The sequence below is a fragment of the Acidovorax sp. Leaf78 genome (assembly GCF_001422735.1).
Classification (GTDB): Bacteria; Pseudomonadota; Gammaproteobacteria; order Burkholderiales; family Burkholderiaceae_C; genus Acidovorax.
Genome location: NZ_LMLZ01000012.1, coordinates 37,642 through 64,385, shown reverse-complemented (window position 1 = coordinate 64,385; position 26,744 = coordinate 37,642). Strand labels below are relative to the sequence as shown.

27 protein-coding genes and 1 tRNA gene are annotated in these 26,744 nt (G+C 66.5%); 12 read left to right on the top strand and 16 right to left on the bottom strand.

Going from position 1 to position 26,744, the window contains the following annotated elements:
* The first annotated feature begins 31 nt into the window (after positions 1-31).
* The 5 genes from ASF16_RS08800 to ASF16_RS08780 all read left to right on the top strand — a co-directional run bounded on the left by ASF16_RS08800 (position 32) and on the right by ASF16_RS08780 (position 3,624).
* Positions 32-1,513 (top strand): YdiU family protein, encoded by a 1,482-nt coding sequence (locus tag ASF16_RS08800; RefSeq protein WP_056165400.1) that lies wholly within the window; start codon positions 32-34, stop codon positions 1,511-1,513.
* Positions 1,510-1,923 (top strand): peptide-methionine (R)-S-oxide reductase MsrB, encoded by a 414-nt coding sequence (gene msrB, locus ASF16_RS08795; protein WP_056165398.1) that lies wholly within the window; start codon positions 1,510-1,512, stop codon positions 1,921-1,923. The genes ASF16_RS08800 and msrB overlap by 4 nt, the downstream gene beginning before the upstream one ends.
* Positions 1,924-1,947: 24 nt before the next feature.
* Positions 1,948-2,487 carry a septation protein A gene (locus ASF16_RS08790; RefSeq protein ID WP_056165396.1) on the top strand — a complete coding sequence of 180 codons (540 nt, stop codon included), beginning with the start codon at positions 1,948-1,950 and terminating at the stop codon, positions 2,485-2,487.
* Positions 2,488-2,498: 11 nt separating this feature from the next.
* Entirely contained in the window at positions 2,499-2,768 is a 270-nt protein-coding gene (locus tag ASF16_RS08785) for a BolA family transcriptional regulator (protein WP_056166423.1), read from the top strand.
* A 70-nt stretch (positions 2,769-2,838) separates the two neighbouring features.
* On the top strand, positions 2,839-3,624 hold the full coding sequence (locus tag ASF16_RS08780; RefSeq protein ID WP_056165394.1) for a peptidylprolyl isomerase: 786 nt from the start codon (positions 2,839-2,841) through the stop codon (positions 3,622-3,624).
* 317 nt (positions 3,625-3,941) lie between these two features.
* On the opposite strand, the gene ASF16_RS08775 is transcribed toward ASF16_RS08780, so the two are convergent.
* From ASF16_RS08775 to ASF16_RS27120, 5 genes are all read right to left on the bottom strand, one after another.
* Positions 3,942-4,733 (bottom strand): heparan-alpha-glucosaminide N-acetyltransferase, encoded by a 792-nt coding sequence (locus ASF16_RS08775; protein WP_056165391.1) that lies wholly within the window; start codon positions 4,731-4,733, stop codon positions 3,942-3,944.
* 231 nt (positions 4,734-4,964) lie between these two features.
* Positions 4,965-5,041: transfer RNA gene (locus tag ASF16_RS08770), tRNA-Pro, on the bottom strand.
* Between the two features lie 89 nt (positions 5,042-5,130).
* Positions 5,131-5,382, bottom strand: coding sequence for a translation initiation factor IF-1 (gene infA, locus ASF16_RS08765; protein ID WP_056165388.1), 252 nt, complete (start codon positions 5,380-5,382; stop codon positions 5,131-5,133).
* A gap of 227 nt (positions 5,383-5,609) precedes the next feature.
* A complete protein-coding gene (locus ASF16_RS08760; RefSeq protein WP_156372005.1) occupies positions 5,610-6,743 on the bottom strand; it encodes an HPP family protein in 1,134 nt (377 codons plus the stop codon).
* Positions 6,743-6,904, bottom strand: a complete 162-nt coding sequence (locus ASF16_RS27120; RefSeq protein WP_156372004.1) for a hypothetical protein — start codon at positions 6,902-6,904, stop codon at positions 6,743-6,745. Before ASF16_RS27120 ends, ASF16_RS08760 begins: the two co-directional genes overlap by 1 nt.
* 301 nt (positions 6,905-7,205) lie before the next feature.
* Here ASF16_RS27120 and ASF16_RS08750 point away from each other — a divergent pair, with 301 nt between their 5' ends.
* The 7 genes from ASF16_RS08750 (at position 7,206) to asd (ending at position 14,418) form a co-directional block, all read left to right on the top strand.
* Positions 7,206-8,393 (top strand): ABC transporter substrate-binding protein, encoded by a 1,188-nt coding sequence (locus tag ASF16_RS08750; RefSeq protein WP_056165384.1) that lies wholly within the window; start codon positions 7,206-7,208, stop codon positions 8,391-8,393.
* 236 nt (positions 8,394-8,629) lie between these two features.
* On the top strand, positions 8,630-9,493 hold the full coding sequence (locus ASF16_RS08745; RefSeq protein WP_056165383.1) for a branched-chain amino acid ABC transporter permease: 864 nt from the start codon (positions 8,630-8,632) through the stop codon (positions 9,491-9,493).
* Positions 9,490-10,500 (top strand): branched-chain amino acid ABC transporter permease, encoded by a 1,011-nt coding sequence (locus tag ASF16_RS08740; protein ID WP_056165382.1) that lies wholly within the window; start codon positions 9,490-9,492, stop codon positions 10,498-10,500. Before ASF16_RS08745 ends, ASF16_RS08740 begins: the two co-directional genes overlap by 4 nt.
* Positions 10,490-11,266, top strand: a complete 777-nt coding sequence (locus ASF16_RS08735) for an ABC transporter ATP-binding protein (RefSeq protein ID WP_056165380.1) — start codon at positions 10,490-10,492, stop codon at positions 11,264-11,266. The genes ASF16_RS08740 and ASF16_RS08735 overlap by 11 nt, the downstream gene beginning before the upstream one ends.
* Before the next feature lie 178 nt (positions 11,267-11,444).
* Positions 11,445-12,161, top strand: a complete 717-nt coding sequence (locus tag ASF16_RS08730) for an ABC transporter ATP-binding protein (RefSeq protein ID WP_056165379.1) — start codon at positions 11,445-11,447, stop codon at positions 12,159-12,161.
* Between the two features lie 108 nt (positions 12,162-12,269).
* The gene (locus ASF16_RS08725; RefSeq protein ID WP_056165377.1) at positions 12,270-13,574 is read left to right on the top strand and encodes a hypothetical protein; all 1,305 of its coding nucleotides are present in this window, start codon (positions 12,270-12,272) and stop codon (positions 13,572-13,574) included.
* A complete protein-coding gene (gene asd, locus ASF16_RS08720; protein WP_056165375.1) occupies positions 13,567-14,418 on the top strand; it encodes an archaetidylserine decarboxylase in 852 nt (283 codons plus the stop codon). Before ASF16_RS08725 ends, asd begins: the two co-directional genes overlap by 8 nt.
* Before the next feature lie 49 nt (positions 14,419-14,467).
* Here asd and ASF16_RS08715 read toward each other — a convergent pair whose 3' ends face one another.
* The 11 genes from ASF16_RS08715 to ASF16_RS08665 all read right to left on the bottom strand — a co-directional run bounded on the left by ASF16_RS08715 (position 14,468) and on the right by ASF16_RS08665 (position 26,480).
* The gene (locus ASF16_RS08715) at positions 14,468-14,671 is read right to left on the bottom strand and encodes a hypothetical protein (protein ID WP_056165373.1); all 204 of its coding nucleotides are present in this window, start codon (positions 14,669-14,671) and stop codon (positions 14,468-14,470) included.
* Between the two features lie 158 nt (positions 14,672-14,829).
* Complete coding sequence (hutG, locus tag ASF16_RS08710) at positions 14,830-15,666, bottom strand: N-formylglutamate deformylase (protein WP_056165371.1); 837 nt, start codon at positions 15,664-15,666, stop codon at positions 14,830-14,832.
* Between the two features lie 165 nt (positions 15,667-15,831).
* On the bottom strand, positions 15,832-17,232 hold the full coding sequence (locus ASF16_RS08705) for a formimidoylglutamate deiminase (protein WP_056165369.1): 1,401 nt from the start codon (positions 17,230-17,232) through the stop codon (positions 15,832-15,834).
* On the bottom strand, positions 17,222-18,505 hold the full coding sequence (hutI, locus tag ASF16_RS08700; protein ID WP_056165367.1) for an imidazolonepropionase: 1,284 nt from the start codon (positions 18,503-18,505) through the stop codon (positions 17,222-17,224). Before hutI ends, ASF16_RS08705 begins: the two co-directional genes overlap by 11 nt.
* Before the next feature lie 61 nt (positions 18,506-18,566).
* Positions 18,567-19,202 (bottom strand): HutD family protein, encoded by a 636-nt coding sequence (locus ASF16_RS08695; RefSeq protein WP_082516812.1) that lies wholly within the window; start codon positions 19,200-19,202, stop codon positions 18,567-18,569.
* Positions 19,203-19,292: 90 nt separating this feature from the next.
* On the bottom strand, positions 19,293-21,023 hold the full coding sequence (gene hutU / locus ASF16_RS08690; RefSeq protein WP_056165365.1) for a urocanate hydratase: 1,731 nt from the start codon (positions 21,021-21,023) through the stop codon (positions 19,293-19,295).
* A 186-nt stretch (positions 21,024-21,209) separates the two neighbouring features.
* Complete coding sequence (gene hutH, locus ASF16_RS08685; protein WP_056165364.1) at positions 21,210-22,754, bottom strand: histidine ammonia-lyase; 1,545 nt, start codon at positions 22,752-22,754, stop codon at positions 21,210-21,212.
* A gap of 186 nt (positions 22,755-22,940) precedes the next feature.
* Complete coding sequence (gene hutC, locus ASF16_RS08680) at positions 22,941-23,759, bottom strand: histidine utilization repressor (protein WP_056165362.1); 819 nt, start codon at positions 23,757-23,759, stop codon at positions 22,941-22,943.
* 6 nt (positions 23,760-23,765) lie between these two features.
* The gene (locus tag ASF16_RS08675; RefSeq protein WP_056165360.1) at positions 23,766-24,545 is read right to left on the bottom strand and encodes an ABC transporter ATP-binding protein; all 780 of its coding nucleotides are present in this window, start codon (positions 24,543-24,545) and stop codon (positions 23,766-23,768) included.
* Positions 24,542-25,378: an ABC transporter permease gene (locus ASF16_RS08670; protein WP_056165358.1), complete on the bottom strand. Its 837-nt coding sequence runs from the start codon at positions 25,376-25,378 to the stop codon at positions 24,542-24,544. The genes ASF16_RS08675 and ASF16_RS08670 overlap by 4 nt, the downstream gene beginning before the upstream one ends.
* A gap of 136 nt (positions 25,379-25,514) precedes the next feature.
* Entirely contained in the window at positions 25,515-26,480 is a 966-nt protein-coding gene (locus tag ASF16_RS08665; RefSeq protein ID WP_056166418.1) for an ABC transporter substrate-binding protein, read from the bottom strand.
* Positions 26,481-26,744 lie beyond the last annotated feature (264 nt).

Here is a 26,744-nt window from a genome sequence, read left to right as displayed (position 1 = left end):
GGGGGCATCGACGGTGCGAGACAATCGGGCGATGAATCAGCGCGCCGACAGCGAAACCCTTGCCGACATCGGCCTGGCCTGGAACCATGGTTTTGCCGCCCTGGGCCCCGACTTCTACACCGAGCTGCGCCCTACTCCGCTGCCCGCGCCCCACTGGGTGGGCACCAGCGCCGACGTGGCGCGTCTGATCGGCCTGGACCCTGCGGTGCTGCACACCGACGAGGCGCTGCAGGCGTTCACCGGCAATGCGCTGCTGGCGGGCTCGCGCCCTCTTGCCAGCGTCTATAGCGGCCACCAGTTCGGCGTCTGGGCCGGGCAATTGGGCGATGGCCGCGCCATCTTGCTGGGCGAGACGGCCAGCGGCCACGAGGTGCAGCTCAAGGGCGCCGGCCGTACGCCCTATTCGCGGGGGGGCGACGGCCGCGCCGTGCTGCGATCCAGCATCCGCGAATTTCTGTGCAGCGAGGCCATGCACGGCCTGGGCGTGCCGACTTCGCGCGCGCTGTGCATCACCGGATCGCCCGGCCCCGTGCGGCGCGAAGAGGTCGAGACCGCCGCGGTGGTCACCCGCGTGGCACCCAGCTTCGTGCGCTTTGGCCACTTCGAGCACTTTGCAGCCAACGGGCTCGAGCCCCAGCTGCAGACGCTGGCCGACTACGTCATCGACCGCTACTACCCCGCATGCCGCGGCACTGCCGAATTCGGTGGCAACGCCTATGCAGCACTGCTGCAGGCCGTGAGCGAGCGCACCGCGCGCCTGATGGCGCAGTGGCAGGCCGTGGGGTTTTGCCATGGCGTGATGAACACCGACAACATGAGCATCCTGGGCCTGACCATCGACTACGGGCCGTTTCAGTTTCTGGACGCGTTCGTGCCGGGCCATGTGTGCAACCACAGCGACACGCAAGGCCGCTACGCCTACAACCGCCAGCCCAACGTGGCGTACTGGAACATGTTCTGCCTGGCCCAGGCCCTGCTGCCGCTCATCGGCGACGAAGAGCTGGCCAAGCAGGCGCTGGAGTCGTACAAGACGGTGTTCCCCGAAGAGTTCATGGCCCGCATGCGGGCCAAGCTGGGCTTGCCCACGGCACGCGAGCAGGACGGCGCACTCATCGACGGCATCCTGCAGCTGCTCGCCAAAAACGGCGTGGATTACCCCATCTTCTGGCGCAGGCTCTCGCACGCGGTGGGCAGCAGCGATTTCGAGCCCGTGCGCGACCTGTTTGCGGACCGCGAGGCGTTCGACGCATGGTTGCTATCATATTCAGAGCTACTTGCGCTGGATGATCAAGCGGTAGCGGCCGATTCGATGCTCAAAACCAACCCCAAATTCGTGCTGCGCAACCATTTGGGCGAACAAGCCATCCGCGCAGCGAAACTTGGCGACTTCAGCGAAGTCCAAACCCTTCAGCGGCTGCTGGAGCGCCCCTTCGACGAGCACCCCGGGCACGACGCCTACGCAGCCTTTCCGCCCGACTGGGCGTCTTCCATCGAGATCAGCTGTTCATCATGACCCACCCCGTGCAAAAAACCGACGCCGAATGGCAAGCCGTACTGCGTGACAAGGGCGCCGAGCCCGTGGCCTTCCAGGTCACCCGCCATGCCGCCACCGAACGCCCGTACACCGGCAAGTACGAGGCCCACTGGGCCGACGGCAGCTACCACTGCATCTGCTGTGGCGCCAAGTTGTTCGATTCGGTGACCAAGTTCGACGCGGGCTGCGGCTGGCCCAGCTTCTCCGAAGCCATCCCGGGCGCGATCACCGACATCGTCGACCGCAGCCACGGCATGGTGCGCACCGAGACGGTGTGTGCACAATGCGGGGCCCACCTGGGCCACGTGTTCGAAGACGGCCCTGCACCGACCGGCCTGCGCTACTGCATGAACTCGGCCTCGCTGGACTTCGAAACCGACAAAGGCTGACCGCCGAGACCCTCCGCTGATTCCATGAAAATTCTGATCGACTTCTTCCCCATCCTGCTGTTCTTCGGGGCCTACAAGTTCTACGGCATCTATGTGGGCACCGCCGTCCTGATGGCCGCCACCGTCGTGCAGATGGGCCTGATCTACGCGATGGAGCGCCGGCTGCAGACCATGCACAAGGTGACGCTGGTGCTGATCCTGCTGTTCGGCACGCTCACGCTGGTGCTGCAGGACGACCGCTTCATCAAATGGAAGCCCACGGTGCTGTACGGCGCCATGGCCATCGCCCTGGCCGTGGCCGTGTGGATCTTGAAGAAGAACTTCCTCAAGATGCTGCTGGGCGCCCAGCTGGCGTTGCCCGACGCGGTGTGGGCCCGCCTGAATGTGGCGTGGATCATCTACTGCGCGTTCATGTCGGCGGTCAACGCTTATGTGGTGCTCAACTTCAGTACCGAAGCGTGGGTCGACTTCAAGCTGTGGGGCTATGCCTTTCCGCTGGTCTTTCTGGTGTGCCAAGGCTTCTATATTGCCCCGCACCTCAAGAACGACGAGCCCGTGGCGTGAGGGGTGCCGACATGACCACGTCCATCTCCATAGCGCAGCAGATGCACCAGACCCTGGCCCAGCGGCTCACGCCCACCGCCCTGGAGGTGCTGGACGAAAGCGCCGCCCACGCCGGGCATTCCGGGGCCAATGGCACCGGCTTCGGCACGCATTTTCGGGTGCGCATTTCGTCACCTTTGTTTACAGGCAAGGCCCGGGTTGCCAAGCACCGCCTTGTGTATGATGCGCTGCAAGAATTTATTGACCGAGGCGTCCACGCCCTTGCCATTGAAGTTCTCTGAACCGGCCCAAGTTATTAAGACGCCGGATTTCAGCTGGCACAAAAACAACCTTTCAATTTTTGGATTCCGCATGAAGAAACAGCTCCTGTCCGGCCTCGTGGCCGCTGCCGTGCTGGGCACCATGGCCCTGCCAGCTTCCGCCCAGAACGTGGCCATCGTCAACGGCAAGGCCGTGCCGAAAGAGCGCGTTGAAGCCCTCAAGCAGCAAGTGGAACGCTCCGGTCGCCCCGTGACGCCAGACATCGAAGGCCAGATCAAGGAAGAAGTCATCACCCGCGAAATCTTCATGCAGGAAGCGCAAAAGCGCGGCCTGGAAGGCTCCGCCGACTACAAGTCGCAAATGGAACTGGCACGCCAGACCATCCTGATCCGCGAACTGTTCGCCGACTACCAAAAGAACAACCCCGTGACCGACGCCGAGATCCAGGCCGAGTACGACAAGTTCGCGGCAGCCAACAGCGGCAAGGAATACAAGGCCAGCCACATCCTGGTGGAGAAGGAATCGGACGCCAAGGCGATCATCGCCTCCATCAAGAAGGGCGCCAAGTTCGAAGACATCGCCAAGAAGCAATCCAAGGACCCAGGCTCCGGTGCCAAGGGTGGTGATCTGGACTGGGCCAACCCATCGAGCTACGTGGGCGAGTTCAGCGAAGCCCTGGTCAAGCTCCAAAAGGGCAAGATGACCGACACCCCCGTGAAGAGCCAGTTCGGCTACCACATCATCCGCCTGGACGACGTGCGCCAGGCCGAGTTGCCCAAGCTGGAAGAAGTGAAGCCCCAGGTGGCCCAGCAACTGCAACAGCAAAAGCTGGCCAAGTTCCAGGAAGACCTGCGCACCAAGGCCAAGGTCGAGTAATCGACAAGCGCTTCTGGGCACACCAGACGCAGGCGGCTCGGCCTACCGAGCCCGCCACCAACAACGCGGCCCAGGCCGCGTTTTTTTATGGGTGGTTGGACCAGTGCTTACCTTGAGGGAAAAGACTTCATCAGGCTGCGCCACGCCCGGCCTGCAGCCAGAGATCATGCGGGGAATCTCGATATGCAGGAATCCCGCGTTTGTGCTGTTCCAAGTCGATCCAGGCGACTCCAACGCGCCAAGCCTTCCCACAAGCCCCTGTCCCGCGACTTCTGCGCCAGGCCTCACGGCACGAGCAGGAATGTGGCGTCAGGCCGCTAGGCTCTCCACCAGGCTACCGCCATCAGCACGCCGATCATCACTGGCTGGTGCACCATGTAGTAGCTCAGACTCCACCGCCCCAGCCAGGCCAAGGGCCGCAAAGCCGTCGGTAGCCGCCACTGCAACCAGGCGCTGCGCCGGGCCAGCAGCCATTGGCCGGTAGCAAGCCCCCACCACATCACGCCCAGCCAGGGCAGCACGGGCACATAGTCCTCGGTGAATGGCTTGCGCCCCACCAGGCCCAGCCAGTTGAGCCAGCGGCTGTTGAACCAGGGCGCTGCGTCGGCCCAGGCGCCGGTGAGCAGATGATGGGCCAGCGGCGGCAGCGCCAGGGCCAGCAACCCCGCCAGCCACAGCCAGCGACCCCAGCCCGCTGTGAGCCGCGCCACCAGCAGCATGACGGCCATGCCGTGCAGCACACCGAAGTAGATGAAGCTCTGCGGAAACATCACCACCGAGCCCACGGTGACCAACAAGGCACAGCCCGCGATCTGCGCCCATCGCCGCCCAAAGCGCGCCCACCCCTGCCCCTGCTGCAATGCGATGGCCTGCCCCAGGCCTGCGCAAAAGAGAAAGAGGCTCACGATGACCGTGCGCTGCGAGGTCCAGAACGGGTCCACGCGGAAGTTCTGCGGCCAGAAGCCCAGATGGCTCAGGTCGAAGCAGAAGTGGAACACCGTCATCCACACCATTGCCAGGCCGCGCAGCGCATCCACCGTGTCGTAACGGGCGGGCCGCGGCGCAAAGACAAAGGGAGACGGAGACGAAGGCACAGGAAGTGGGGTCATCGTGTTCGAGGTGGGTCAGCACAACGCCATCAAGGGCCCTGTAGCAGCCCTGAAGGCACAAGACAGTATGCGGTGGTGCGAATGGTGCCTTGGTGCGGCGGTGCACTTGATATTCTGCCGTGCTGCACACGCACTCCTTTCGAGCCGAATCGAGCTTGTCACCCGGCTGCAGAAAAGTGGGTCCACAAAGCAAAAAGGCCTTGCAGCATGTGCTGCAAGGCCTTCAAACATTGGTCGGAGCGGCGGGATTCGAACTCGCGACCCTCTGCTCCCAAAGCAGATGCGCTACCAGGCTGCGCTACGCTCCGACAGCTCGTATTCTATAACGGAATTTCAGCTGTTTTGGGTTCGTTGCGGTTTTTTTGAAATTTTCAACACACCGCACGCGAACACCAGGTTATCGATTGCCGCCAGGGCCCGGGCCGCGGCCTGCCAGGTGGCGGAAAGTGATGCGGCCCTTGCTCAGGTCGTAGGGCGACATTTCCAGCGACACCTTGTCACCCGCCAGGATGCGGATGTGGTGCTTGCGCATCTTGCCGCCGGTGTAGGCGATCAGTTGATGGCCGTTTTCCAGCGTGACGCGAAAGCGCGAGTCGGGCAGGACTTCCGTGACGGAGCCTTGCATTTCAATGAGTTCTTCTTTGGCCATGTTCTATCTCTTCAAACAAATATTCTGTGATCGGCGCCTGACTACTTGTGCATCCACCATGGCAGCTACGGCGTGACCGGTTGTACTCGGCACACGGTGCATTGCGGGCGGTGGGAGTCGCTGCACCCAGGGCGCAGATCAGGCAGAAAGCCGGGGGAGACGGCGTCAATGGACAGGCAAAGCGCTGTGCAAAGCCTGTCAATTGTACCGCGGAACCCTGTTTTTGCCTATGGCGCGGCGGTGGGGGCTGCAGCACCCGGCACAGGTGCCGTAGCGAGCGCGGCAGCGGGCCGCTCACCGCTGTCCGACGGGCCGCCCTGCCCCTCTGAGCCGTCGCGCCCCTGCACTACGATGGCCAGCGTCCGCACCAGGTCCGTCTGCGTGATCACGCCCACGAGGCGTTCTTCGGCGTCCACGATCGGAATGTGGTGATGGCCACCGTGCGAGAACAGCGGCACCAGGTCCATGGCGTGCTGGTCCGTGCGGGCCACCTGCACGGGGTGCGACATGATCTCGCCCACCGTGCCGGGCTGCTCGCCGCGCCCCATCACCAGGGCACGCAGGCGCCGGCCCAGGCCTTCGTGGACGTCCAGGTTGGCCAAGCGCATGAAGTCCGCCACGGTGACGATGCCGGTCACGAGCTGCTGGTCATCCACCACGGGCAGTGCCTTGATCTGCCGGGTGCGCATCAAGGCCCAGGCGTCCTTGAGCGACACGCCCGCCTCCACGGCAAAGGGAGGCCTCGACATGATGTCCGCGCAGCGCACCTCGCCCAGCGTGCGCTGGAACGCAGCCCGGCCCGCCAGGTAGAGCAGCCCTTCCAGATCCGCACGGCTCACGTCCAGCACCTGGTTGTAGTGCGCCAGCGCTGCATCCACATCGCCTGCGGTAAACGCACCAGGCGCCACGCTGGCGCGCACGGGCGTGCGCTGGGGGTGCGGATAGCTGCGCCCGGTCAGGCTGTTGTAGACCACGCCCGCCACCAGCAGCACGACCACGTTGAACAGGATCGGGAACATCGCCAGGTGCACGCCGTCGCCCGCCGTCAGCACCACATACAGCGCCATGGCGCCGCCCGGCGGGTGCAGGCAGCGCAGCGGCACCATGAGCGCCACGGCCAGGCCCACCGCCAGCGCGCCAGCCAGCGCAGGATCGGGCACCAGCATGGAGCACACCCCGCCGACCACGGCCGATAGCGTGCTGCCGCCCAGCACCGGCCAGGGCTGCGCCAGCGGGCTCGAGGGCATGCCGAATACCAGGATGGCGCTGGCACCCAGCGACGCAATCATCCAGGGCCCGTGCGCGATGCCAACGCCCTGCGCCCACCATCGGCTCAGCAACGCGGTGATGAAGACCCCCATCACGGCACCCACGATGAAGCGCAGCCGCTCGCGCCGTCGATGCCAAGCGGCGCGGGCCAGAAGTTGCGCAGCCAGCGCCCGATGCGGGCGCGGGACGTGATGGCAACGGGCTGGGGCTTGGCAGCGGAAGAAGAAGCGGAACGGGACTCGGAAGAGGACATGGAACAGTCTGAGACGGGCAGCGACACCCTCTCGTCGCAACACAGGACAGCAGCTGGCTCTGCGGGCCGCGGAGCCCTGCAGCAGCCATGAAAAAGCGGACCCGCATTGTGCTCCGCTGCGCAGCACAGCGCACGCGCAGGGGCTCCGCCAACGCAAGCGGCGGCGCGCTTGGTGAACACCGCCCACCAGCCCGAAGGCCCACCAGCCACGATCTGCGCCACCGGTACGGGTAAGCCATAGTTTTCTGCGGGGAGGCCTTGGGTTAAATTGCTTTAAGCCTAAACAAAGGAGACCCACCCCATGACCACCCGCCGACTCGTCATCAGCCGCAGCGCCGCCCTCGTGGGCGCTGCATCCACCGGCCTGCTGCTGCCCTCCATCGTCCGGGCGCAAAGCGGCAAGGTGCGGGTCGGCTTCATGCTGCCGTACACCGGCACCTTCGCGCAGTTGGGTGTGGCCATCGAAAACGGCGTGCGCCTGGCCATCGACCAGCAAGGCGGCAAGCTCGGCGGCCGCGAGATCGAATGGTTCAAGGTGGACGACGAGTCCGAGCCCAGCAAGGGCGTGGAAAACGCCAGCAAGCTGGTGCAGCGCGACAAGGTGGATGTGCTGATCGGCACCGTGCACTCGGGCGTGCAGATGGGCATCCAGAAGGTGGCGCGCGACACCGGCGTGCTCAACCTGATTCCCAACGCGGGCGTGCACGCCGCCACCCGCGCCCTGTGCGCACCCAACGTGTTCCGCACTTCGTTCAGCAACTCGCAGCCCACGCTGGCGCTGGGCAAGGCCATGGTCGAAAAGGGCCACAAGAAGGCCGTGTGGATCACCTGGAAGTACGCAGCCGGCGACGAAGCCTTCGAGGGCTTCAAGCAAAGCTACACCGCCGCCGGCGGCACCATCGTGAAGGAACTGGGCCTGCCCTTCCCCAACGTGGAGTTCCAGGCGCTGCTGACCGAGATCGCCGCGCTCAAGCCGGACGCAGTGGCCTGCTTCTTCGCGGGCGGCGGCGCGGCCAAGTTCATCAAGGACTACGCGGCCGCAGGCCTCAAGGACAAGATCCCGCTGTACGGCTCGGGCTTCCTCACCGAAGGCGTGCTCGATGCGGCGGGCCCCGCGGCCGACGGCATCATCACCACCATGCACTACAGCGATTCGCTGGACACGCCGCGCAACAAGCAGTTCCGACTGGAATACGCCAAGGCCTTCCGCAGCCAGCCCGACGTGTATGCCGTGCAGGGCTACGACACCGGCCTGCTGCTGGTGCAGGGCGCCAATGCCGTGAAGGGCGACCTGTCTGCCAAGCCCGCCGTCATCAAGGCGATGGAAAGCGCCACCATCGACAGCCCGCGCGGCAAGTGGACGATGAGCAAGTCGCACAACCCCGTGCAGGACATCTACCTGCGCCGCGTGGAGAACAAGGAAAACAAGGTGATCGGCGTGGCCGCCAAGGCGCTGGCCGACAGCGGCGCCGGCTGCCGCATGGGCTGAGGTGGGCGGACACGCTGCCCGACGCAGCGGCCCCGCCCTTGTTCTTCGGCACGCTGCGTGCACGACGGCACTGCCTGCGCGCGGGCGTGGCCCATGCGCGCAGGCGCTGAGCCAGGGCGTCTACCTGCCTTGCGCGGGACACACCGCACCATGACACACTCACCCGTGGATGACTCCACCGCGCAGGCCCGCAAGCCGCCCGCCGCACTGCACCCGCCGCCACCCTCACCACGCCCATGGACTTCGCGACCTTTCTGATTCAACTGCTCAACAGCGTGCAGTACGGCCTGCTGCTGTTCATGCTGGCCGCCGGCCTCACGCTGATCTTCGGGATCATGGGCGTGGTCAACCTGGCGCATGGCAGCTTCTACATGCTGGGGGCCTACCTGGGGTATTCGCTGTCGGGCTACTTCGGCAGCCTCACGCTGGCCATCCTGGGCGGGGCGGTGCTGGCCGTGGTGTTCGGCCTGGCGCTGGAGTGGCTGCTGTTCCGGCACTTCTACCACCGCGACCACCTCGACCAGGTGCTGCTGACCTTTGGCCTCATCTACATCTTCGAGGAGCTGCGCTCCATCCTGTGGGGCGACGACGTGCACGGCGTGGCCATCCCGAAGATGCTGGAGTGGTCCATACCGCTCACGGACACGCTGTCCTACCCGGTGTACCGGCTGTTCATCTCCGGGGTCTGCATCGTGCTGGCACTGGGCCTGTACCTGCTGATCTCCAAAACCCGGCTGGGCATGAAGATCCGCGCAGGGGCATTCAACCGCGACATGGCGGAGTCGCTGGGGGTGAACATCAAGCTCATCCATGCCGTCGTGTTCGCGATCGGCGTGGGCCTGGCCGCCGTTGCGGGCATGGTGGCAGCGCCCATCTCCAGCGTCTACCCCAACATGGGTTCGTCGGTGCTGATCATGTGCTTTGTGGTGGTGGTGATCGGCGGCATCGGGTCGGTGCGCGGCGCGCTGATCGCGGCGCTGCTGGTGGGCCTGGTGGATACGTTCGGCAAGGTCCTGCTGCCTTCGGTGGCCGGGATGCTCGTCTACATGCTGATGGCAGCCGTGCTGCTGTGGAAACCTGAAGGCCTGTTCAAACAATGAGCACCCCCCGCACCAACATCGAGGTGCTGCCCCGAAGCGCGCAGCTCGTCCTGGCCATGGGCCTGGTGGCGCTGCTGGCGTTTCCGTTCGTCGGCAGCGACTTTTATGTGCAGATGGTCACGCGCATGATGATCATGGCCATCTTTGCGATGAGCCTGGACCTGCTGCAGGGCGTGACCGGGCTGGTGTCGCTCGGCCATGCGGCGTATTTCGGCGTGGCCGGGTATGCGCTGGCCTTCCTCACGCCCGCCGATGCCCCGGTGAGCCTGTGGTGGACCCTGCCGCTCGCCGTGGCGGGCGCAGGTCTTGTCGCGCTGATCATCGGCTTCTTCGTGGTTCGCACCCACGGCATCTACTTCATCATGGTCACCATGGCGTTCGCGCAGATGGTGTTCTACCTGTTCTTCGACAACAAGGTGCTCGGCGGCTCGGACGGGCTGTACATCAACTTCCGGCCCGACGCATCCATTTTCGGCTGGCTGCCGTTCGACCTGGAAGGCCGCAAGACCTTCTACTACTTCACGCTCGCGCTGGTGGTCATCGTCTACGTGCTGCTGCGCCGCCTGCTGTGGAGCCCGCTGGGCCGCGCGCTGGCGGGCGTGCGCATCAACGAGCACCGCATGCGCGCCATGGGCTTCGGCACGCGGGGCTACAAGCTCACCGCGTTCACCGTGGCTGGCGCGCTGGCCGGGCTGGCGGGCTACCTGTGGGGTGCCCAGACGGGCTATGTGAACCCCGAGCTCATGGGCTTTCACATGAGTGCGCACGCGATCATGATGGTCATCCTGGGCGGCATGGGCAACTTTGCCGGGGCCATCGTGGGCGCGTTTGCTTTCGAGATCCTGCTGCATGTGTTCAAGGACATCACCAAGCACTGGCAGTTGCTGATGGGCAGCTTCATCGTGCTGGTGGTGCTGGCCGCGCCGCGCGGGCTGCTGGGCATGCTGAATTGGCGCCGGGCTAAGGCACAAACCGATGCACCGGAGGGCACGCACCATGGCCGATGACGTGTTGCTGTCTGCCCGCAACCTGACCAAGCGCTTCGGTGGCCTGGCTGCCGTCCACGGCGTGTCGGTGGACCTGTGGCGGGGCCGCATCCACGCGGTCATCGGCCCCAACGGCGCGGGCAAGTCCACGCTAACCAACCTGCTCTCGGGCGACTTGCCGCCCACGTCGGGCCAGGTGCAGCTGGGCACCACCGACGTGACGGGCTGGGCGCCCGAGCGCATCTCGCGCCAGGGCCTGGGGCGCAGCTACCAGAAGACCAACATCTTCATGCCGCTGACGGTGCACGAGAACGTGCGCCTGGCCGCACAGTCGCGCGACCCGCAGCAGCCCTGGAACCCGCTGCGCTGGTGGCAGGACACGCGCCACGCCGCTATCAATAACAGAGCGCTTCACGCCCGCCTGGAAAGCGCTATGGAGCTGTCGGGCCTGAAAGACCGGCGCACGGCCATCGCAGGCACCATGAGCCACGGCGAGCAGCGCCAGCTGGAGATCGCGATGACCCTGGCCACCGAGCCCCAGGTGCTGCTGCTCGACGAACCGCTGGCCGGCATGGGCGTGGCCGAGGCCGAGCGCATGGTCGGCCTGCTGCAGCGCCTCAAACCCGCGCACGCCATCATGCTGGTGGAGCACGACATGGACGCCGTATTCGCGCTGGCCGACCGGCTTACCGTGATGGTCAACGGCGAAGTCATCGCCCACGGCACACCCGCCGAGGTGCGCGCCGACGCCGGCGTGCAAGCCGCCTACCTGGGCGAGGACCACTGATGTTGAAACAACACCCCCCTGAGTCGCTTCGCGCCCTCCCCCCGCTCTCGCATTGCTGCGCAATGCGGGCAGGGGGACGCAGCCAGCGCGGCGGGGCGGCCCTTGCGCGGCTGCCCGCGCATGGGCCGCGCCAGTTTGGCGGGCTGCGGGTAGTGCGCCGCGCAATGGGATCAATGAGATGAGCAACATCCCCTGGATCGATGCCCGCGGCATCCACACCTTCTACGGCCCCAGCCACATCCTGCACGGGGTGGACTTTTGTGTGGGCCGCAGCGAGACCATCGGCCTCATGGGCCGCAACGGCATGGGCAAGAGCACGCTGCTCAAGTCGCTGATGGGCCTGGTCCCGCCGCGCTCGGGCAGCGTCACCGTCGCCGGGCGCGACATGACCGGCCGGCCACCCTACGAAGTGGCGCGCCTGGGGATCGCCTACGTGCCCGAAGGCCGCGGCATCTTCGGCAACCTGAGCGTGGTGGAGAACCTTCAGATGGCCGCCCGCGCCGGCACGCGCGGCCAGCGCGACTGGACCTACGACCGCGTGCTGGAGACTTTTCCGCGCCTCAAGGAACGTCTAGGACACGGCGGCCAGCAGCTGAGTGGCGGCGAGCAGCAGATGCTCACCATTGGCCGCGCGCTCATGACCAACCCCGACGTGCTCATCCTCGACGAGGCCACCGAAGGCCTGGCCCCGCTCATCGCACGCGAGATCTGGCGCATCTGCAGCCTCATCAAGGACAGCGGTATCAGCAGCGTGATCGTGGACAAGAACTGGAAACACGTCACGCAGATCACCGACCGCAACGTCATCCTGGTCAAGGGCCAAGTGGTGTTCGAGGGCAGCTCCGACGCGCTGCAGGCGCAGCCTGCGCTGCTGGAGCAGTACCTGGGCGTGTAATCGTTGAGCGGAGTCCGGGCGTGTAGCATCCGGCGCTTCGGCCTGCGGCCCCACGCCAAAGGCGCACACACTCCATCGCCCAACCGTCTGCGCTGCCTGCGCTGCCTCATGAGCACCACCATCTTCTTTGCCATCGCTCTTGCCGCCCTGGTTCTGGTCAATGCCGCCGCCACGCGGCGCGTGCTGCGGTCCGACGAGTTTTCTCACAGCAAGGCGCTGCTCGTGATGGGCGTGTGGATCGTGCCGTTCATGGGCGCATTCCTGGCCTTTCACCACCTGCCCGCACCCGCGCAAGCTGCGGCGCGCCGGCAGGCGGCAGCAACGCCAACCACAGCGGCACACGCCACCGTGGCGCCCACCAGCATCGAGCTCGCGGGCAGCGCGCCGTTTGACGTGCTGGCCCACCTGCACACCGTGCCTGGCGGCTTCGTGCAACTGGACTGGCAGGCCGTGGACGAATGGGCCACCGGGCCGGGGGCCGCCGAGCCTGTGGTGACCGAGGCGATCAACCAGGTCCGCCGCGCATGGCTCCTGCACTTGCGCGACGCGCTGGGCGGCCGGGTGCAGCCCCATCCTCACCTGCACGAGAGCGAGGACGTCTACATCCTGTCCGCCCTGGAGCCTGCCGTGGCGCGCGCCACCGCGCAGTTCGTGAGCAAGACGCGCCAGCGCATCCTCAAGGTGCTCGACGGCGTGGCCCACTTTCATGCGGGCGAGAAAAGCGTCGTGCTGGTGCTGGACAGCGAAGACACCTACTACGACTACGTGGCCCAGTTCTACCCCGATGCTGGTGAGTTCGCGTTCAGCGGCGGCATGTTCATCCACCACGGCTGCCCGCACTTCGTGGTGGTGCAGGCCGACCTGGCGGCCATCGAGCCCGTCATCGCCCATGAGCTGACCCACAGCGCCCTCTCGTATCTGCACCTGCCCACCTGGCTGGACGAAGGCCTGGCCGTGAACACCGAGCAACGCCTGGCCGGCGCCGCACGCGGGCAGCAAACGCCCCAGGCCATGCACCAGCGGCACCAGCGCTTCTGGACCGCCGAGCGCGTGCAGGAGTTCTGGACGGGCGACTCCTTTCACCGCACGGACGACGGCAACCAGCTCTCCTACGACCTGGCCCGCATCGCCGTGGCGCAGATGGCAGCCGGCGATTGGGCCGCGTTCACCCAGTTTGTGACGACCGCGAGCCGCAGCGATGCCGGGGCGGCAGCGGCGCGTGATGCGCTGGGCTTGGACCTGGGCGAGTACATCGGCACACTGGTACAGGCCGATGAACCCGCCCGCTGGGCGCCCCGCCCCGACGCCTGGCATGCCGCCCAACCCGCGACGGCAGTCGCATCCCTCTCCCACCAACCGGCCCCCGTAGAATGGCCCGCTCTCTCCCATCAAGGAAGTCCATCCCGTGTCTGACCGCCTCGCCGTTCTTCCGCAGTACCTCATCCCCAAGCAAGCATTGACGGCCCTGGCCGGCAAGTTTGCATCGGCGCAGCTCGGGGGCCTGACAACCTCGGTGATCCGCCGCTTCGTGGCGCGCTACAACGTGAACATGGCCGAGGCTGCGAACCCCGACATCACGAGCTATGCGTCGTTCAACGACTTCTTCACGCGGGCATTGAAAGACGGGGCACGCCCGCTGGCCGATGCCGACCTGATCTGCCCGGTGGATGGCGCCATCAGCCAGTTCGGGCCCATCGCCAAGGACCAGATCTTTCAGGCCAAGGGGCACTCGTACTCCACCACCACGCTGGTGGGCGGCGACGCAGCCCTGGGTGCGCGCTTCGAGAACGGCCACTTCGCCACGCTGTACCTGAGCCCGCGCGACTACCACCGCATCCACATGCCCTGCGCGGGCACGCTCACGCGCATGATCCACGTGCCGGGCGACCTGTTCTCGGTCAACCCCACCACCGCGCGCGGCGTGCCGGGGCTGTTTGCGCGCAACGAGCGCGTGGTGTGCGTGTTCGAGTCGGATCGCGGCCCGTTCGTGCTGGTGCTGGTGGGCGCCACCATCGTCGGCAGCATGGCCACGGTGTGGCACGGCCAGGTGAACCCACCGCGCCCCGGCAAGCTGCGCCAGTGGGACTATGCGGCTGGCCAAGTGAACTTGAAAAAGGGCGAGGAGATGGGCCGCTTCCTGCTGGGCTCCACCGTGGTGATGCTGTTCCCGCAGGGGCCGCTGCAGTTCAACCCGCAGTGGGCACCTGTACGGCCGATTCAGCTGGGCGAAGCGATGGCGCAGCGGGCCGCGGCCTGACCTGTAGTGCCGCCACCGTGTCTGCCATGGACACGGTACGGCGCAGACATCAATCCGGTACGCGGTTCAACTGGAATGCGCTGGGCTCCAGGCTCAGGGTGTCCGGATGCACGGGTGATTCGTGCCCCACCAGGTGCACCAGCAGCCCGCCGCGGCGCACCACCACGTGGCTCACCGTCTCGCGGGTTTGGCCCACGTGGACGATCGCGCCGGGTTTGAACAGGGGCATGTAGTAGTAAGCCGCAGTCTCCATCAGGATGCGGCTCCTTCCGCAATGGTGGCCAGGTGGCGCACCCCGCGGCTCGCAGAGAGCCGCTCGGCCCATACTAGCACCGATAAACGCCCAGAAGCACCGGCAGCCTGTAACACCGCCCTGTCGCAAGGTAAAGCTGGGCGTGACTGCACCACTGCTCAGCGCGCGGCTTGACGCAGCGCAAAAGCCAGAGCCGCCTGCAGCATGCGCTGCAGGTGTGGCTGCACGCCGGCTGCCACATCGGGCAGGTAGTCGAACGGCAAGGCCTCCTGCATGTAGCTGCACTGGGTCATCTCCAGTTGCACCGCGTGGATGTTGCGCTCAGGCTGGCCGTAGTGACGCGTGATGTGGCCGCCCTTGAAGCGGCCGTTCAACACGCCGGTGTACCCGGTGGCGGACTGGGCGATGTCCAGCAGCTCGGCGGCCAGCGCCGGGTCGCAGCTGGCACCCTCGGCCGTGCCCAGGTTCAGGTCGGGCAGCTTGCCGTCGAAGAACCGCGGCAGCACCGAGCGGATGGAGTGGGCGTCCCACAGCACCGCCACGCCGTGTTGCGCGCGAATGCGGTCGAGCTCGGCGCGCAGCTGCGCGTGGTACGGCGCCCAGACCGCATCGCGGCGCGCGGCGACTTCGGCGTCATCGGGCACGTCGCCATGCGCGTAGATGGGCGTGTCGTCGAAGGTGTCCACCGGGCACAGGCCCGTGACGCTCTGGCCGGGGTACAGGCTCGCGCCGTCTGGCGGACGGTTCAGGTCCACCACGTAGCGCGAGTGCGTCGCCACCAGGATGGACGCTCCCATGTCGCGCGCAAAACCGTACAGGCGCTCCATGTGCCAGTCGGTGTCGGGCACCTGGCGGGCTTCGTCGGTGAAGCGCGCGGCCAGTTCAGGCGGCACGTAGGTGCCTGCGTGGGGCATGGAGACCAGCAGTGGCTGGGTGCCTTGGTGGAACAGGAAGGGGGGCGGTGGTGTGGTGGTGGTGGTGGTGGTGGTGGTCATGGTGTGGAGTGCGGTGGTTGCGGTGAGGTCGATAGGTGTTGTGGCGAGCACCCTGGCTTCGACAAGCTCAGCCCGAACGGTGGGGGGAGAGAGGCCGAACGTGACTGCCCTGGCTTCGACAAGCTCAGCCGAAGCGGTCTGAGAGCATCGACAGCGCATCCCATCTCAGGCGTCCGTCGCAATGGTGGCGGACCGGGCGGCCACAAACGCGTGAGCGGCGGCTTCATGCAGTGCGTGGCGGCCTTGCGCGACGCGCTGCACGCCCGCCACCCACAGGCTGTCGATGGCCGAGGTGCGGTGGCTGCCGAACACATGTGCCGAGAGCATGCTGTGCGAGGGCAGGTCGCGCAGCGCCACGTGCTGCGCGTCCAGCACCACCAGGTCGGCCTGCTGGCCCGCAGCCAGCCCTGCAACGGCGCGGCCCGCGGCCTGCGCGCCGCCGGACACGGCCTGCAAGTTCATGGCCGTGGCCACCTCGGCCTGGGTGTTGCTGGCCAGCACGTTGCGCTGGCGGCGCGACAGGCGCTGGCCGTACTCGAGCATCAGCAGCTCTTCGGCCGCGTTCACGCACGCATGGCTGTCGGAGCCCACGCCCCAGCGGCCGCCGTGCTTCAGCCACAGCGGCATGTCGAAGATGCCGTCGCCCAGGTTGGCTTCGGTGGTGGGACAGATGCCGGCCACGGCGCCGGTGCGCGCGGCGGCGGCGTATTCATCCGGTGTCATGTGCGTGGCGTGCACCATGCACCAGCGTGCGTCCACAGTGGCATGGTCGAGCAGCCACTGCACCGGGCGCTGGCCGCTCCAGGCGATGCAGTCGTCGACCTCCTGCGTCTGCTCGGCGATGTGGATGTGGATGGGCGCGTGCGGGTTCAGGGCGGTGAGGCCCTGCACAGCGGCACGCAGGCTGTCGGGCGGCACGGCGCGCAGCGAGTGCGGCGCCAGGCCCAGGCCGGCCCCTTGCGCTTGTGCAGCGGGCGCCAGGCGCTCCAATAATAAGAGCATGCTGTCGGTGCTGCGGATGAAACGGGCCTGGTCCGCCCGCGGCGGCTTGCCACCGAAGCCGCTGGTCTGGTACAGCACGGGCAGCAGCGTGATGCCAATGCCCGCGTGGCGTGCGGCGCGCAGCAGGGCCAGTGACATTTCGGCATCGGTGGCGTACGGCGAGCCGTCCTGGTTGTGGTGCACGTAGTGGAATTCGCACACCGAGGTGTAGCCGGCCTCCAGCATCTCCACGTACAGCCAGGTGGCGATGGCCTCCAGCGATTCGGGCGTGATGCGGGCGGCAAAGCGGTACATCAGGTTGCGCCAGCTCCAGAAGCTGTCCTGGCTCTCGCCGCGGTACTCCGTCAGGCCGGCGAACGCGCGCTGGAACGCGTGCGAATGCAGGTTGGGCATGCCCGGTATCACCGGGCCCGCGGCCACCGGCGTGCCTGCGGGCGCCGCAGCATCGGCGGCGATGTGGGTGAAGCGCCCTGCCCCATCCCACTGCAACAGCACGTTGCGCGCCCAGCCGGTGGGCAGCAGCGCATCGGCGGCGAAAAGGCTGCGCGGTGTATCAGGCGCCATGGGGTGCCTCCTGGTGCGTGTGGATGCCGAGCCCGTCGGCCGCCACGCGCCCCTGCCGCACGATGGTGCAGGCAGGCTTGTGGCCGTACCAGTAGGCCAGCTCGGCAGCGTCACCCAGCGGCCACAGCACGAAGTGGGCGGGCCGGCCGGCGGCGATAAGGCCGTGCGTGTCCTGCAGGCCCAGCGCGCGGGCGGCGTGCGTGGTGATGCCGGCCAAAGCCTCGGGCACCGTCAGGCGAAACAGCGTGCACGCCATGTTGGCCATGAGCAGCAGGCTGAGCGCGGGGGATGTGCCGGGGTTGTGGTCGGTGGACACGGCCATGGGCACACCGGCTTCGCGCAACTGCGCGATGGGTGGCAGGTGCGTGTCGCGCAGCGTGTAGTAGGCGCCGGGCAGCAGCACGGCCACGGTGCCGGCGGCCTTCATGGCGGCGATGCCGTCCTGCGACAGGTGCTCGATGTGGTCGCACGACAGCGCACCGTAGCGCGCGGCCAGGGCCGCGCCGCCCATGTCAGAGAGTTGCTCGGCATGCAGCTTCACGGGAATGCCGAGCTTTTGCGCAGCCTGAAACACCTGCTCCGTTTCGGCCAGCGTGAAGGCGATGCGCTCGCAGAACACATCCACCGCATCGACCAGGCCTTCGCCCGCGAGCGCGGGCAGCATCTCGTTGCAGACCAGGTCGGTGTAGTCGCCACTGCGGCCTGCGTATTCGGGCGGCAGCGCATGCGCGCCGAGGAAGGTGGTGCGCACCGTGACGCCGAAGGCTGTGCCCAGGCGGCGGGCCACGCGCAGTTGCTTGCGCTCGTGCTCCAGCGCCAGGCCGTAGCCGGACTTGATTTCGATGGCGCAGACGCCTTCGTCGAGCAGGGCTTGCAGGCGCGGGGCTGCCAGGGCAAAGAGTTCGTCTTCGGACGCCTCGCGCGTGGCCTTGACGGACGACACGATGCCGCCGCCGGCCTGGGCCACTTCTTCGTACGTGGCGCCCGCCAGCCGCATGGCGAATTCGTTGGCCCGCTGGCCGCCATAGACGAGGTGGGTGTGGCAGTCCACGAGCCCGGGAGTGACCAGGGCACCGCGGGCATCGTGGCGGGGGAGGTCTGCGTAGGGGGCGGGCAGCGCAGATGCGGGGCCGACCCAGCGCACCGTGCCGCCTTGCACCACCACGCAGGCCGGCTCGCCGGGGGGCAGCGGGGTGTCGAACACGGTGAGTTCGGGCACGGGGCGCAAGTGGTGCCAGATGCCGTCGGCGCTGGGAGGTGGAAGCTGGGTCATGGTTACTATGTTTTTGATAGCTGCTAGCGCTTTACCATCAAGCGGTAGAAGCTCATTTAACTCAATTTTTGACCTGTGAAGAGCGTTCAGGCTGGCTTTGCAAATGCCTTGCCGTTTGCAGAGAGGGATCGCCCCCGCCACCGTGTTCGAGTGCTATCCAGGCCAGTACCGGCTCGGCACCCTCGCCGTGATGCACAGGCTCGACGCACGCGCCCTGCCCGGCCGTCCACCAGAAGCCCTGCCCCGCTTGCATCACGCGCGGACCTTGCCAGCGGCCCTGCAACACCATGCACAACCCAGCCGTTGCAGGTGGTGGTGGCGCTTCAAGCAGCACCCGCAAAGAGCCGCTCCACACGCCTCGGCGCAGCATCAGGTTGAAGTCCTTGGACGTGCCCCCCAGCATGGCTCCGTCCACCGCGTCATCGCCAGAAAAGGCAAAGGGCTCCCAGCGCTGGTCCAGCGACTGCTCCCAGTCGGTACTGCGCAGGTGCAGCCCGTCCCCGCCGAGCAGCATGATCTGGCGGTCCATGCCCGGGAAGACCGAAAACGGCCCGGGCTTGTCGACGGTGGCCAGGCTCACGCGCCACTCGAAGCTGTTCATGTCCGCGCCGGGCGGCCAGCAGGCCAGCTCTTGCGTGCTGCCGCCGCCGTTCTTCCAGGGGGTGCTGGGGGTGGTTGCGAGGTCAAAGAAGTTCATGGGCAGATTGTGTGGTGGTTAACGATGGGCCCTGGCTTCGACTGGCTCAGCCCGAACGGACGGGCGCCTGCACGGCCCCCGCACATTCCCTCACTTCACCATCGGCAGCTTCAGCCCCTGCTTCTTGGCCGTCTCCACCGCCAGTTCATACCCCGCATCGGCATGGCGCATCACGCCGCTGCCGCAGTCGTTGACCAGCACGCGCGCCAGGCGCTCGGCTGCGGCTTCGGTCCCGTCGGCCACGATGACCATGCCCGAGTGCTGCGAGTAGCCCATCCCCACGCCGCCGCCGTGGTGCAGGCTGACCCAGGTGGCGCCGCCCGAGGTGTTGAGCAGCGCGTTGAGCAGCGGCCAGTCGCTCACGGCATCGGTGCCGTCCTTCATGGCTTCGGTCTCGCGGTTAGGGCTGGCCACGCTGCCCGTGTCCAGGTGGTCGCGGCCGATGACGATGGGGGCCTTGAGCTCACCGCTCTTGACCATCTCGTTGAAGGCAAGGCCCGCGATGTGGCGCTCGCCCAGGCCCAGCCAGCAGATGCGTGCGGGCAGGCCCTGGAAGGCGATGCGCTCGCCGGCCATGTCGAGCCAGCGGTGCACGTGCTTGTTCTCGGGGAACAGCTCCTTGATCTTGGCGTCGGTCTTGCGGATGTCCTCGGGGTCGCCCGACAACGCCACCCAGCGGAACGGGCCCTTGCCTTCGCAGAACAGGGGGCGGATGTAGGCAGGTACGAAACCGGGGAAGTCGAACGCGTTGGCCACGCCTTCGTCGAAAGCCACCTGGCGGATGTTGTTGCCGTAGTCCACCGTGGGGATGCCCATTGACTGGAAGCCGAGCATGGCCTGCACGTGCACCGCGCACGAGCGGGCTGCGGCCTGCTTCAGGGCTTCGTGCTGGGTCACGTCCTGCTGCGCGGCGCGCCACTGCTCCACCGTCCAGCCTGCGGGCAGGTAGCCGTTGACCAAGTCGTGGGCCGAGGTCTGGTCGGTGACCAGGTCGGGCTTCAAGCCGCCGGCCCGGGCACGTTTGACCAGCTCGGGCAGCACGTCGGCCGCGTTGCCCAGCAGGGCGATGGAGATGGCCTCCTTGGCTGCCGTGTGCTGCTGGATCAGCTCGAGCGCATGATCGATGTCGCGCGCCTGCTTGTCCACGTAGCGCGTGCGCAGGCGAAAGTCGATGCTGCTTTGCTGGCACTCGATGTTGAGCGACACCGCGCCCGCGAACGTGGCTGCCAGCGGCTGCGCGCCGCCCATGCCGCCCAGGCCCGCGGTCAAAATCCACTTGCCTTCGAGCGAGCCGCCGTAGTGCTTGCGGCCGGCCTCGGCAAAGGTCTCGTAGGTGCCCTGCACGATGCCTTGCGTGCCGATGTAGATCCAGCTGCCGGCCGTCATCTGGCCGTACATGAACAGGCCCTTCTGGTCCAGCTCGCTGAAGTGCTCCCAGTTGGCCCACTTGGGCACCAGGTTGGAATTGGCCAGCAGCACGCGGGGCGCGTTGGCGTGGGTCTTGAACACGCCCACGGGCTTGCCGGATTGGATGAGCAGGGTTTCGTCGTCGTTCAGGTCCTTGAGCGAGGCGAGGATCTGGTCATAGCACTCCCAGTTGCGCGCGGCGCGGCCGATGCCGCCGTACACCACCAGATCCTGCGGGCGCTCGGCCACCTCGGAGTCCAAGTTGTTCTGGATCATGCGGTAGGCGGCCTCGGTGAGCCAGCTCTTGCAGGTGAGCTGGTTGCCGCGCGGCGCGCGGATCACGCGGCTGGCGTCGTGACGGGGGTCGGTGCTGGAGGAAGCTGCGGCAGCAATGATGGCGTCGTTGGCGTTCATGGTGGGCTCCTGGGTGAATGGGGATGGCGGTGAACGGTGGATGGGGTTTGCAGGGGGTCGGTGAGGTGCTTGGCGCGTGTCACCCACCCCGTTCGCCCTGAGCTTGTCGAAGGGCTCGCACAGGCAGGGCCCTGGCTTCGACAGGCTCAGCCCGAACGGTTGGGAGAGTGGATACGCGCATGAGGCTCAAGCAAAGCTGGGCAGGCACTGCGTCAGCGCTGCGGGCCAAGCGGACTGCTGGGCCCAGTCGCGCATCGCCTCGATGTCCGTGGCGAGGTAGCGGTCCTGCTCCAGGTAGGCCACGCGCTGGCGGATGGCGGTGAACTGGTCTTCCACCAAAGGCGATGACTTCAAGGCACGGTCGAATTCCATGCCCTGGGCAGCGGCCATGGCCTCGATGCCCACCATCACCGCCGCATTGCGCACCATGTCGCCCAGGCGCCGCGCGCCGTAGGTGGCCATGGAGACATGGTCTTCCTGGTTGGCCGATGTGGGCAGGCTGGTCACGCTGCTGGGGTTGGCCAGGCATTGGTTCTCGGCCGCCAGCGCGGCGGCGGTGACCTGCGCGATCATGAAGCCCGAGTTCACGCCGCTGTCGCGGATCAGAAATGCGGGCAGGCCCGAAAGGCCCGGGTCCAGCAGCAGCGACAGGCGGCGCTCGGAGATCGCACCGATCTCGGCCACGGCCAGCGCGATGATGTCGGCCACAAAGGCCACGGGCTCGGCGTGGAAGTTGCCGCCGGAGATCACGTCCCCGTTGTCAAACACCAGGGGGTTGTCGGATGCCGCGTTGGCCTCGATGGTCAGCACGCGCGCGGCGTGGTGCAGGTTGTCGAGGCACGCGCCCATCACCTGTGGCACGCAGCGGATGGAGTATGGGTCCTGCACGCGGCCGCAGTTCGGGTGCGAGGTGTCGATGGCGCTGCCGTCCAGCAAGGCGCGCACGGCGGCCGCCACGGCGATCTGCCCGGCCTGGCCACGCGCTTCGTGGATGCGTGCGTCAAACGGCTTGACCGAGCCCTTGATGGCCTCGAGCGACAGGCAGCCCGCGACCAGCGCGGCCGCGAAGACGCTTTCTGCGCCGAACAGACCGGCCAACGCGAGCGAGGTGGACACCTGCGTGCCGTTGAGCAGCGCCAGCCCTTCCTTGGGGCCCAGCACGAACGGCGCCAGGCCGATGGAGCGCATGGCGTCAGCCCCGGACACCACCGTGCCGTTGACCTTGGCCTGGCCTTCGCCGATCAGCACGCAGGCCAGGTGCGCCAGTGGCGCCAGGTCGCCCGACGCACCCACCGAGCCCTTGGCCGGGATCACGGGCAGCACGTTGGCATTGGCCATTGCCAGCAGCGCATCCACGATCTCGGGCCGGATGCCGGAATGCCCGCGCGCCAGGCTGATGGCCTTGGTCGCGAGGATGAGGCGCACCACATCGTCGGCCAGCGCATCGCCCGTGCCCACGCTGTGCGACAGCACCAGGTTGCGCTGCAGTTCGGCCAGGCGCTCGTGGGCGATCTTGGTGCTGGCGAGCTTGCCGAAGCCGGTGTTGATGCCATAGACCACCTGGTCTTCGTCCACGATGCGCTGCACCGTGGCCAGCGATGCCTGCATGAGTGCGCGTGCGGACGGGTCGAGCGACAGCTGCCCGGGCGCAGCGTAAATGCTGCGCAGCGCGGCCAAGGATACGTGGCCAGGGTGCAGGGTGATGGAGGCCGAAGCGGTTGTTTTGGTCATTGGGATCATCCTGTATATACAAGTAGGTACAAGCGAAAAATCAGTCAGTCAGTCAACGCTGGTCGGTCACTCAGCCCGTTCGCCCTGAGCTTGTCGAAGGGCTGCGGTGTTCGCGCCCTGGCTTCGACAGGCTCAGCCCGAACGGGTTGGGGGTGCGTGGGCTGGGGAGGAACATGGGCATCTCGTTCACCCTGCGACAGGATTACCGTCAGCCCGAAAGCGGCTGCCCAGGCGGTAGCGGGTGGCGGGGTGCAGGCAGCGCACCACGGTGATCGGCACACCACGCGACCAGGTGCGGCGGGTGAGCAGCAGGCAGGGCTCCTGCGGCGACATCTCGAGCAGCGTGGCCTGCTCGGCAGTGGGCATGACGGCGTCGACCACGTGCTCGATCTGGTCGAACGGCACGTTGCGCACCAGGTATTCGGAGGGCTGCAGCAGCGTGAAGTCCTGCGCGGCGAACTGGGGCACCTGGCGCGGGTTCACGTGGCGGTCTTCCAGTTGCACGGGCACGCCGTCTTCGCGGTGGATGCACAGCGAATGGAACACCGACTCGCCCGTGCGCAGGTCCAGCGCGGCGGCCACTTCCAGTGTGGCCGAGATGCGCTCCACCGCCAGCACGTCGCAGCGGTAGTCATGCCCGCGTTGGCGGATCTCGCCGGCCAGGTTGGCGATCTGCAGCAGCGTGGACTGGGGCTTGTCTTCGGCCACGAAGCTGCCCACACCGGCCACGCGCACGATGCGGCCCTGCTCCACCAGTTCGCGCAGCGCGCGGTTCACCGTCATGCGCGAGATGCCGAACTGGGTCACCAGCTCGTTCTCGGACGGCAGGCGGTCGCCCGCGCGCCAGATGCCTTCCTGGATCTTGCGCGAGATGTGGTCCTTGACCTGCTCGTACAGCGCCATGGCCTGCGCGGGTGCGCCCACGGCCACGACCGCCTTGGCTGAGGCGGCACGGGGCCCGCTTCGCGGAGCATCTGCGGGACGGCGGGAAGGACGGGCGCTCATAAAGCCTTAATGCAGGTCCGCCGCCATGGACTCGGCGCGGATCTCTTCCGTCAGGCGCGCCTTGAGGTCCATGAACTCGGGGCTGGTCTTGATCGTGTAGTGGCGCGGGTGCGGCAGGTCCACTGACAGCTCGGTCTTGATGCGGCCGGGCCGGGCGCTGAACACGGCCACGCGGTTGGCCATGAAGATGGCCTCGTCGATGTCGTGGGTGACGAACAGCACGGTCTTGCGCTCGGCCTCCCAGATGCCCAGCAGCAGCTCTTGCATGAGCACGCGGGTCTGGTTGTCGAGCGCGCCGAAGGGCTCGTCCATCAACAGGATTTTGGGGTCGTTGGCCAGCGCGCGCGCAATGGCGGTGCGCTGCTGCATGCCGCCCGACAGCTGCTTGGGAAAGTGCTGCTCGAAGCCGCGCAGCCCCACCTTGGCGATGAAGTACGCGGCGCGCTCTTTCTGCTGCGATTCGGGCATGCCGCGCTCGCGCAGGCCGAAGCGGATGTTCTGCTCGATGGTGAGCCAGGGGAACAGCGTGTAGCTCTGAAACACCATGCCGCGCTCGGGCCCGGGGCCTTCGACCGGTGCGCCATCGAGCAGCACGCGGCCGCTGGTGGCGTGGTCCAGCCCCGCCACGATGCGCAGCAGCGTGGACTTGCCGCAGCCCGACGGGCCGAGGATGGTGACGAAATCGTTGTCCTTGACCTCGAAGTCGACCGGCTGCAGCGCCTGTGTGCGCTGGCCCTTGGCGGTCTCGAAGACGCGCGAAACGGCTTGTATGGAAACGCGGCTCATCGCACAAAACTCCAGGCAAACAGACGGTGGTTGAGCGCCTTGAAGGCGAAGTCGGACACCAGCCCGATGAGGCCGATGATGATGATGCCGAAGATGATCTGGCCGGTGTTGAGCAGCGACTGGCTGTCGGTGATCATGTGGCCGATGCCGCTCGACGACCCGATCAGCTCGGCCACGATGACGTAGGTCCAGGCCCAGCCCAGCACCAGGCGCAGGGTCTCGGCGATCTCGGGCGCGGCGCCGGGGATGAGCACGCGGGTGACGATGCCCTTGTGGCCCGCACCCAGCGTGTACGCAGCCTCCACCAGGTCGCGCCGCGCGCCACCCACGGTGACGGCGACCATGAGCGTGATCTGAAAGACCGAGCCGATGAAGATGACGAGGATCTTCTGCGTCTCGCCAATGCCGGCCCACAGGATGAGCAGCGGAATGAAGGCCGACGCGGGCAGGTAGCGGCAGAACGAGACGAAGGGCTCGAAGAACGCCTCGATGCCCTTGTATGCGCCCATCGCGATACCCAGCGGCACGGCGATGACGGCGGCCAGGATGAAGCCGCCGAACACGCGCCACACCGTCATGCCGATGTCCTTATGAAAGCCGTACTCGCTGAACAACAGCCAGCCTTCCTTGGCCATGGTGACAGGGCTGGCCAGGAAGGTGGGCGACACGAAGCCGCCCAGCGTGAAGAACGCCCACACCAGCACGAACAACACAAAAAAACCGAAGCCCAGCAGCCAGCGGGCGCGGGCACTCACAGGCTCCAGCGGAGCGAGCGAACGCCGGCGCACAGGGGCTTGGGGCTCGGTGGCGGACAGGGGTTGCACAGCAGACATAGCGCAGTTTTTCTAGGGTGTGGAGTGGCCAAGACAACTCAGCGAAGCGGCTCTGGCTAGGCGCAGCCTCGCAGGCAGTACGTTAGTACGACAAGAGGTTGCAACGACGCCAGAGGAGTTGTGTTGGCCGCGCCTGTTACTTGATGAAGCTCGCGTCGAACGTGACCGCCAGATCCTCATTCGCCTTGCGGATGATGCCGGCCTCCAGCAGGATGGCCGTGGCGTCCTTCATGAAAGTCTGCAGCTCGCCAGCAAAGAACTTCTGGTTGGCAGCCTTGTCCTGCCAGCGCAGGAAGGACGACGACTTGGCGAACTGCTCGCCCGTCTGCTTGACGGCCGCGCCCATGATCTCGTTGGACTTGGTGGGGTCGGCCTTGATCATGTCGAGCGCCTGGAAGTACGAATTGGCCAGGGCCTGCGCGGCCTTGCCGTTGGCCTTGAGCCAGGTGGGGTCGCAACCCACGGTGTCCATCACCATCGGGTAGTCGAGCGTGGTGGCCAAAATCTTGCCCGACGCAGGGTTGTCGCGCACGGTGGAGAGGTAAGGCTCGTACGTCATGGCAGCGTCGTTTTGCCCTGCCACGAAGGCCTGCGCAGCCGCCTGGGGCGACAGCGTGGTGGTCTTCACGTCCTTGAGGCTCATGCCGTTCTTGCTGAGCATCCAGGCCAGGCCAAAGTACGGGGCGGTGCCGGGCGCATCCACGCCGATGGTCTTGCCCTTCAGGTCTGCAAAGCCCTTGATGTCGCCGCGCACCGCGATGCCGTCGGCGCCGTAGGACTTGTCCATCTGGAAGATCTGCACGATGGGCACGCCGTTGGCGTTCCAGGCCACATGCGTCTCGACCGTGGTGGCAGCGCACTGGATGGACTTGGACGCCAGGGCCAGGTGGCGGTCCTTCTGCGGGATCATCTTGATCTCCACATCGAGGCCGTTCTTCTTGAAGATGCCCGCCTTGTCAGCCAGGGTGAGCGGCGCAAAGCCCGTCCAGCCGGACATGCCCAAAACAATCTTGGTCTCTTGCGCCTGGGCCGGTGCAGCCAGTGCCATTGCGCAAGTCGCTGCCGCTGCCAGCGACGTCCATTTCACAACCGATCGAGTCATCATCTGCTCCTGTTTGAAGAAAGTACCTTTGCCCACTCCGGCCGGGTCGCACCCGCTTCCAGCCGCCATGATGACAGTCCGAGCATACCTGTATATACAGGGTAAACGCTAAAACTGCGCCTCAAAACAGCGGGGTGCTTTGTCTCAGCAAGAACGAGGCCAGGTGGTTAAGAAAGCATGCGCTGGTGCCAGGAATTCGCAATGCTATTTTATTGATAGCAATAAAACCTATGCCAGAGAGCGGTAGGAGGCATTTTGTTTGCA

Coding starts and splice junctions, on each gene's coding strand:
- ASF16_RS08800 (WP_056165400.1), top strand. CDS start 32: ATGAATCAGCGCGCCGACAGCGAAACCCTTGCCGACATCGGCCTGGCC.
- msrB (WP_056165398.1), top strand. CDS start 1,510: ATGACCCACCCCGTGCAAAAAACCGACGCCGAATGGCAAGCCGTACTG.
- ASF16_RS08790 (WP_056165396.1), top strand. CDS start 1,948: ATGAAAATTCTGATCGACTTCTTCCCCATCCTGCTGTTCTTCGGGGCC.
- ASF16_RS08785 (WP_056166423.1), top strand. CDS start 2,499: ATGACCACGTCCATCTCCATAGCGCAGCAGATGCACCAGACCCTGGCC.
- ASF16_RS08780 (WP_056165394.1), top strand. CDS start 2,839: ATGAAGAAACAGCTCCTGTCCGGCCTCGTGGCCGCTGCCGTGCTGGGC.
- ASF16_RS08775 (WP_056165391.1), bottom strand. CDS start 4,733: ATGACCCCACTTCCTGTGCCTTCGTCTCCGTCTCCCTTTGTCTTTGCG.
- infA (WP_056165388.1), bottom strand. CDS start 5,382: ATGGCCAAAGAAGAACTCATTGAAATGCAAGGCTCCGTCACGGAAGTC.
- ASF16_RS08760 (WP_156372005.1), bottom strand. CDS start 6,743: ATGGGGGTCTTCATCACCGCGTTGCTGAGCCGATGGTGGGCGCAGGGC.
- ASF16_RS27120 (WP_156372004.1), bottom strand. CDS start 6,904: ATGTCCTCTTCCGAGTCCCGTTCCGCTTCTTCTTCCGCTGCCAAGCCC.
- ASF16_RS08750 (WP_056165384.1), top strand. CDS start 7,206: ATGACCACCCGCCGACTCGTCATCAGCCGCAGCGCCGCCCTCGTGGGC.
- ASF16_RS08745 (WP_056165383.1), top strand. CDS start 8,630: ATGGACTTCGCGACCTTTCTGATTCAACTGCTCAACAGCGTGCAGTAC.
- ASF16_RS08740 (WP_056165382.1), top strand. CDS start 9,490: ATGAGCACCCCCCGCACCAACATCGAGGTGCTGCCCCGAAGCGCGCAG.
- ASF16_RS08735 (WP_056165380.1), top strand. CDS start 10,490: ATGGCCGATGACGTGTTGCTGTCTGCCCGCAACCTGACCAAGCGCTTC.
- ASF16_RS08730 (WP_056165379.1), top strand. CDS start 11,445: ATGAGCAACATCCCCTGGATCGATGCCCGCGGCATCCACACCTTCTAC.
- ASF16_RS08725 (WP_056165377.1), top strand. CDS start 12,270: ATGAGCACCACCATCTTCTTTGCCATCGCTCTTGCCGCCCTGGTTCTG.
- ASF16_RS08715 (WP_056165373.1), bottom strand. CDS start 14,671: ATGGAGACTGCGGCTTACTACTACATGCCCCTGTTCAAACCCGGCGCG.
- hutG (WP_056165371.1), bottom strand. CDS start 15,666: ATGACCACCACCACCACCACCACCACCACACCACCGCCCCCCTTCCTG.
- ASF16_RS08705 (WP_056165369.1), bottom strand. CDS start 17,232: ATGGCGCCTGATACACCGCGCAGCCTTTTCGCCGCCGATGCGCTGCTG.
- hutI (WP_056165367.1), bottom strand. CDS start 18,505: ATGACCCAGCTTCCACCTCCCAGCGCCGACGGCATCTGGCACCACTTG.
- ASF16_RS08695 (WP_082516812.1), bottom strand. CDS start 19,202: ATGAACTTCTTTGACCTCGCAACCACCCCCAGCACCCCCTGGAAGAAC.
- hutU (WP_056165365.1), bottom strand. CDS start 21,023: ATGAACGCCAACGACGCCATCATTGCTGCCGCAGCTTCCTCCAGCACC.
- hutH (WP_056165364.1), bottom strand. CDS start 22,754: ATGACCAAAACAACCGCTTCGGCCTCCATCACCCTGCACCCTGGCCAC.
- hutC (WP_056165362.1), bottom strand. CDS start 23,759: ATGAGCGCCCGTCCTTCCCGCCGTCCCGCAGATGCTCCGCGAAGCGGG.
- ASF16_RS08675 (WP_056165360.1), bottom strand. CDS start 24,545: ATGAGCCGCGTTTCCATACAAGCCGTTTCGCGCGTCTTCGAGACCGCC.
- ASF16_RS08670 (WP_056165358.1), bottom strand. CDS start 25,378: ATGTCTGCTGTGCAACCCCTGTCCGCCACCGAGCCCCAAGCCCCTGTG.
- ASF16_RS08665 (WP_056166418.1), bottom strand. CDS start 26,480: ATGACTCGATCGGTTGTGAAATGGACGTCGCTGGCAGCGGCAGCGACT.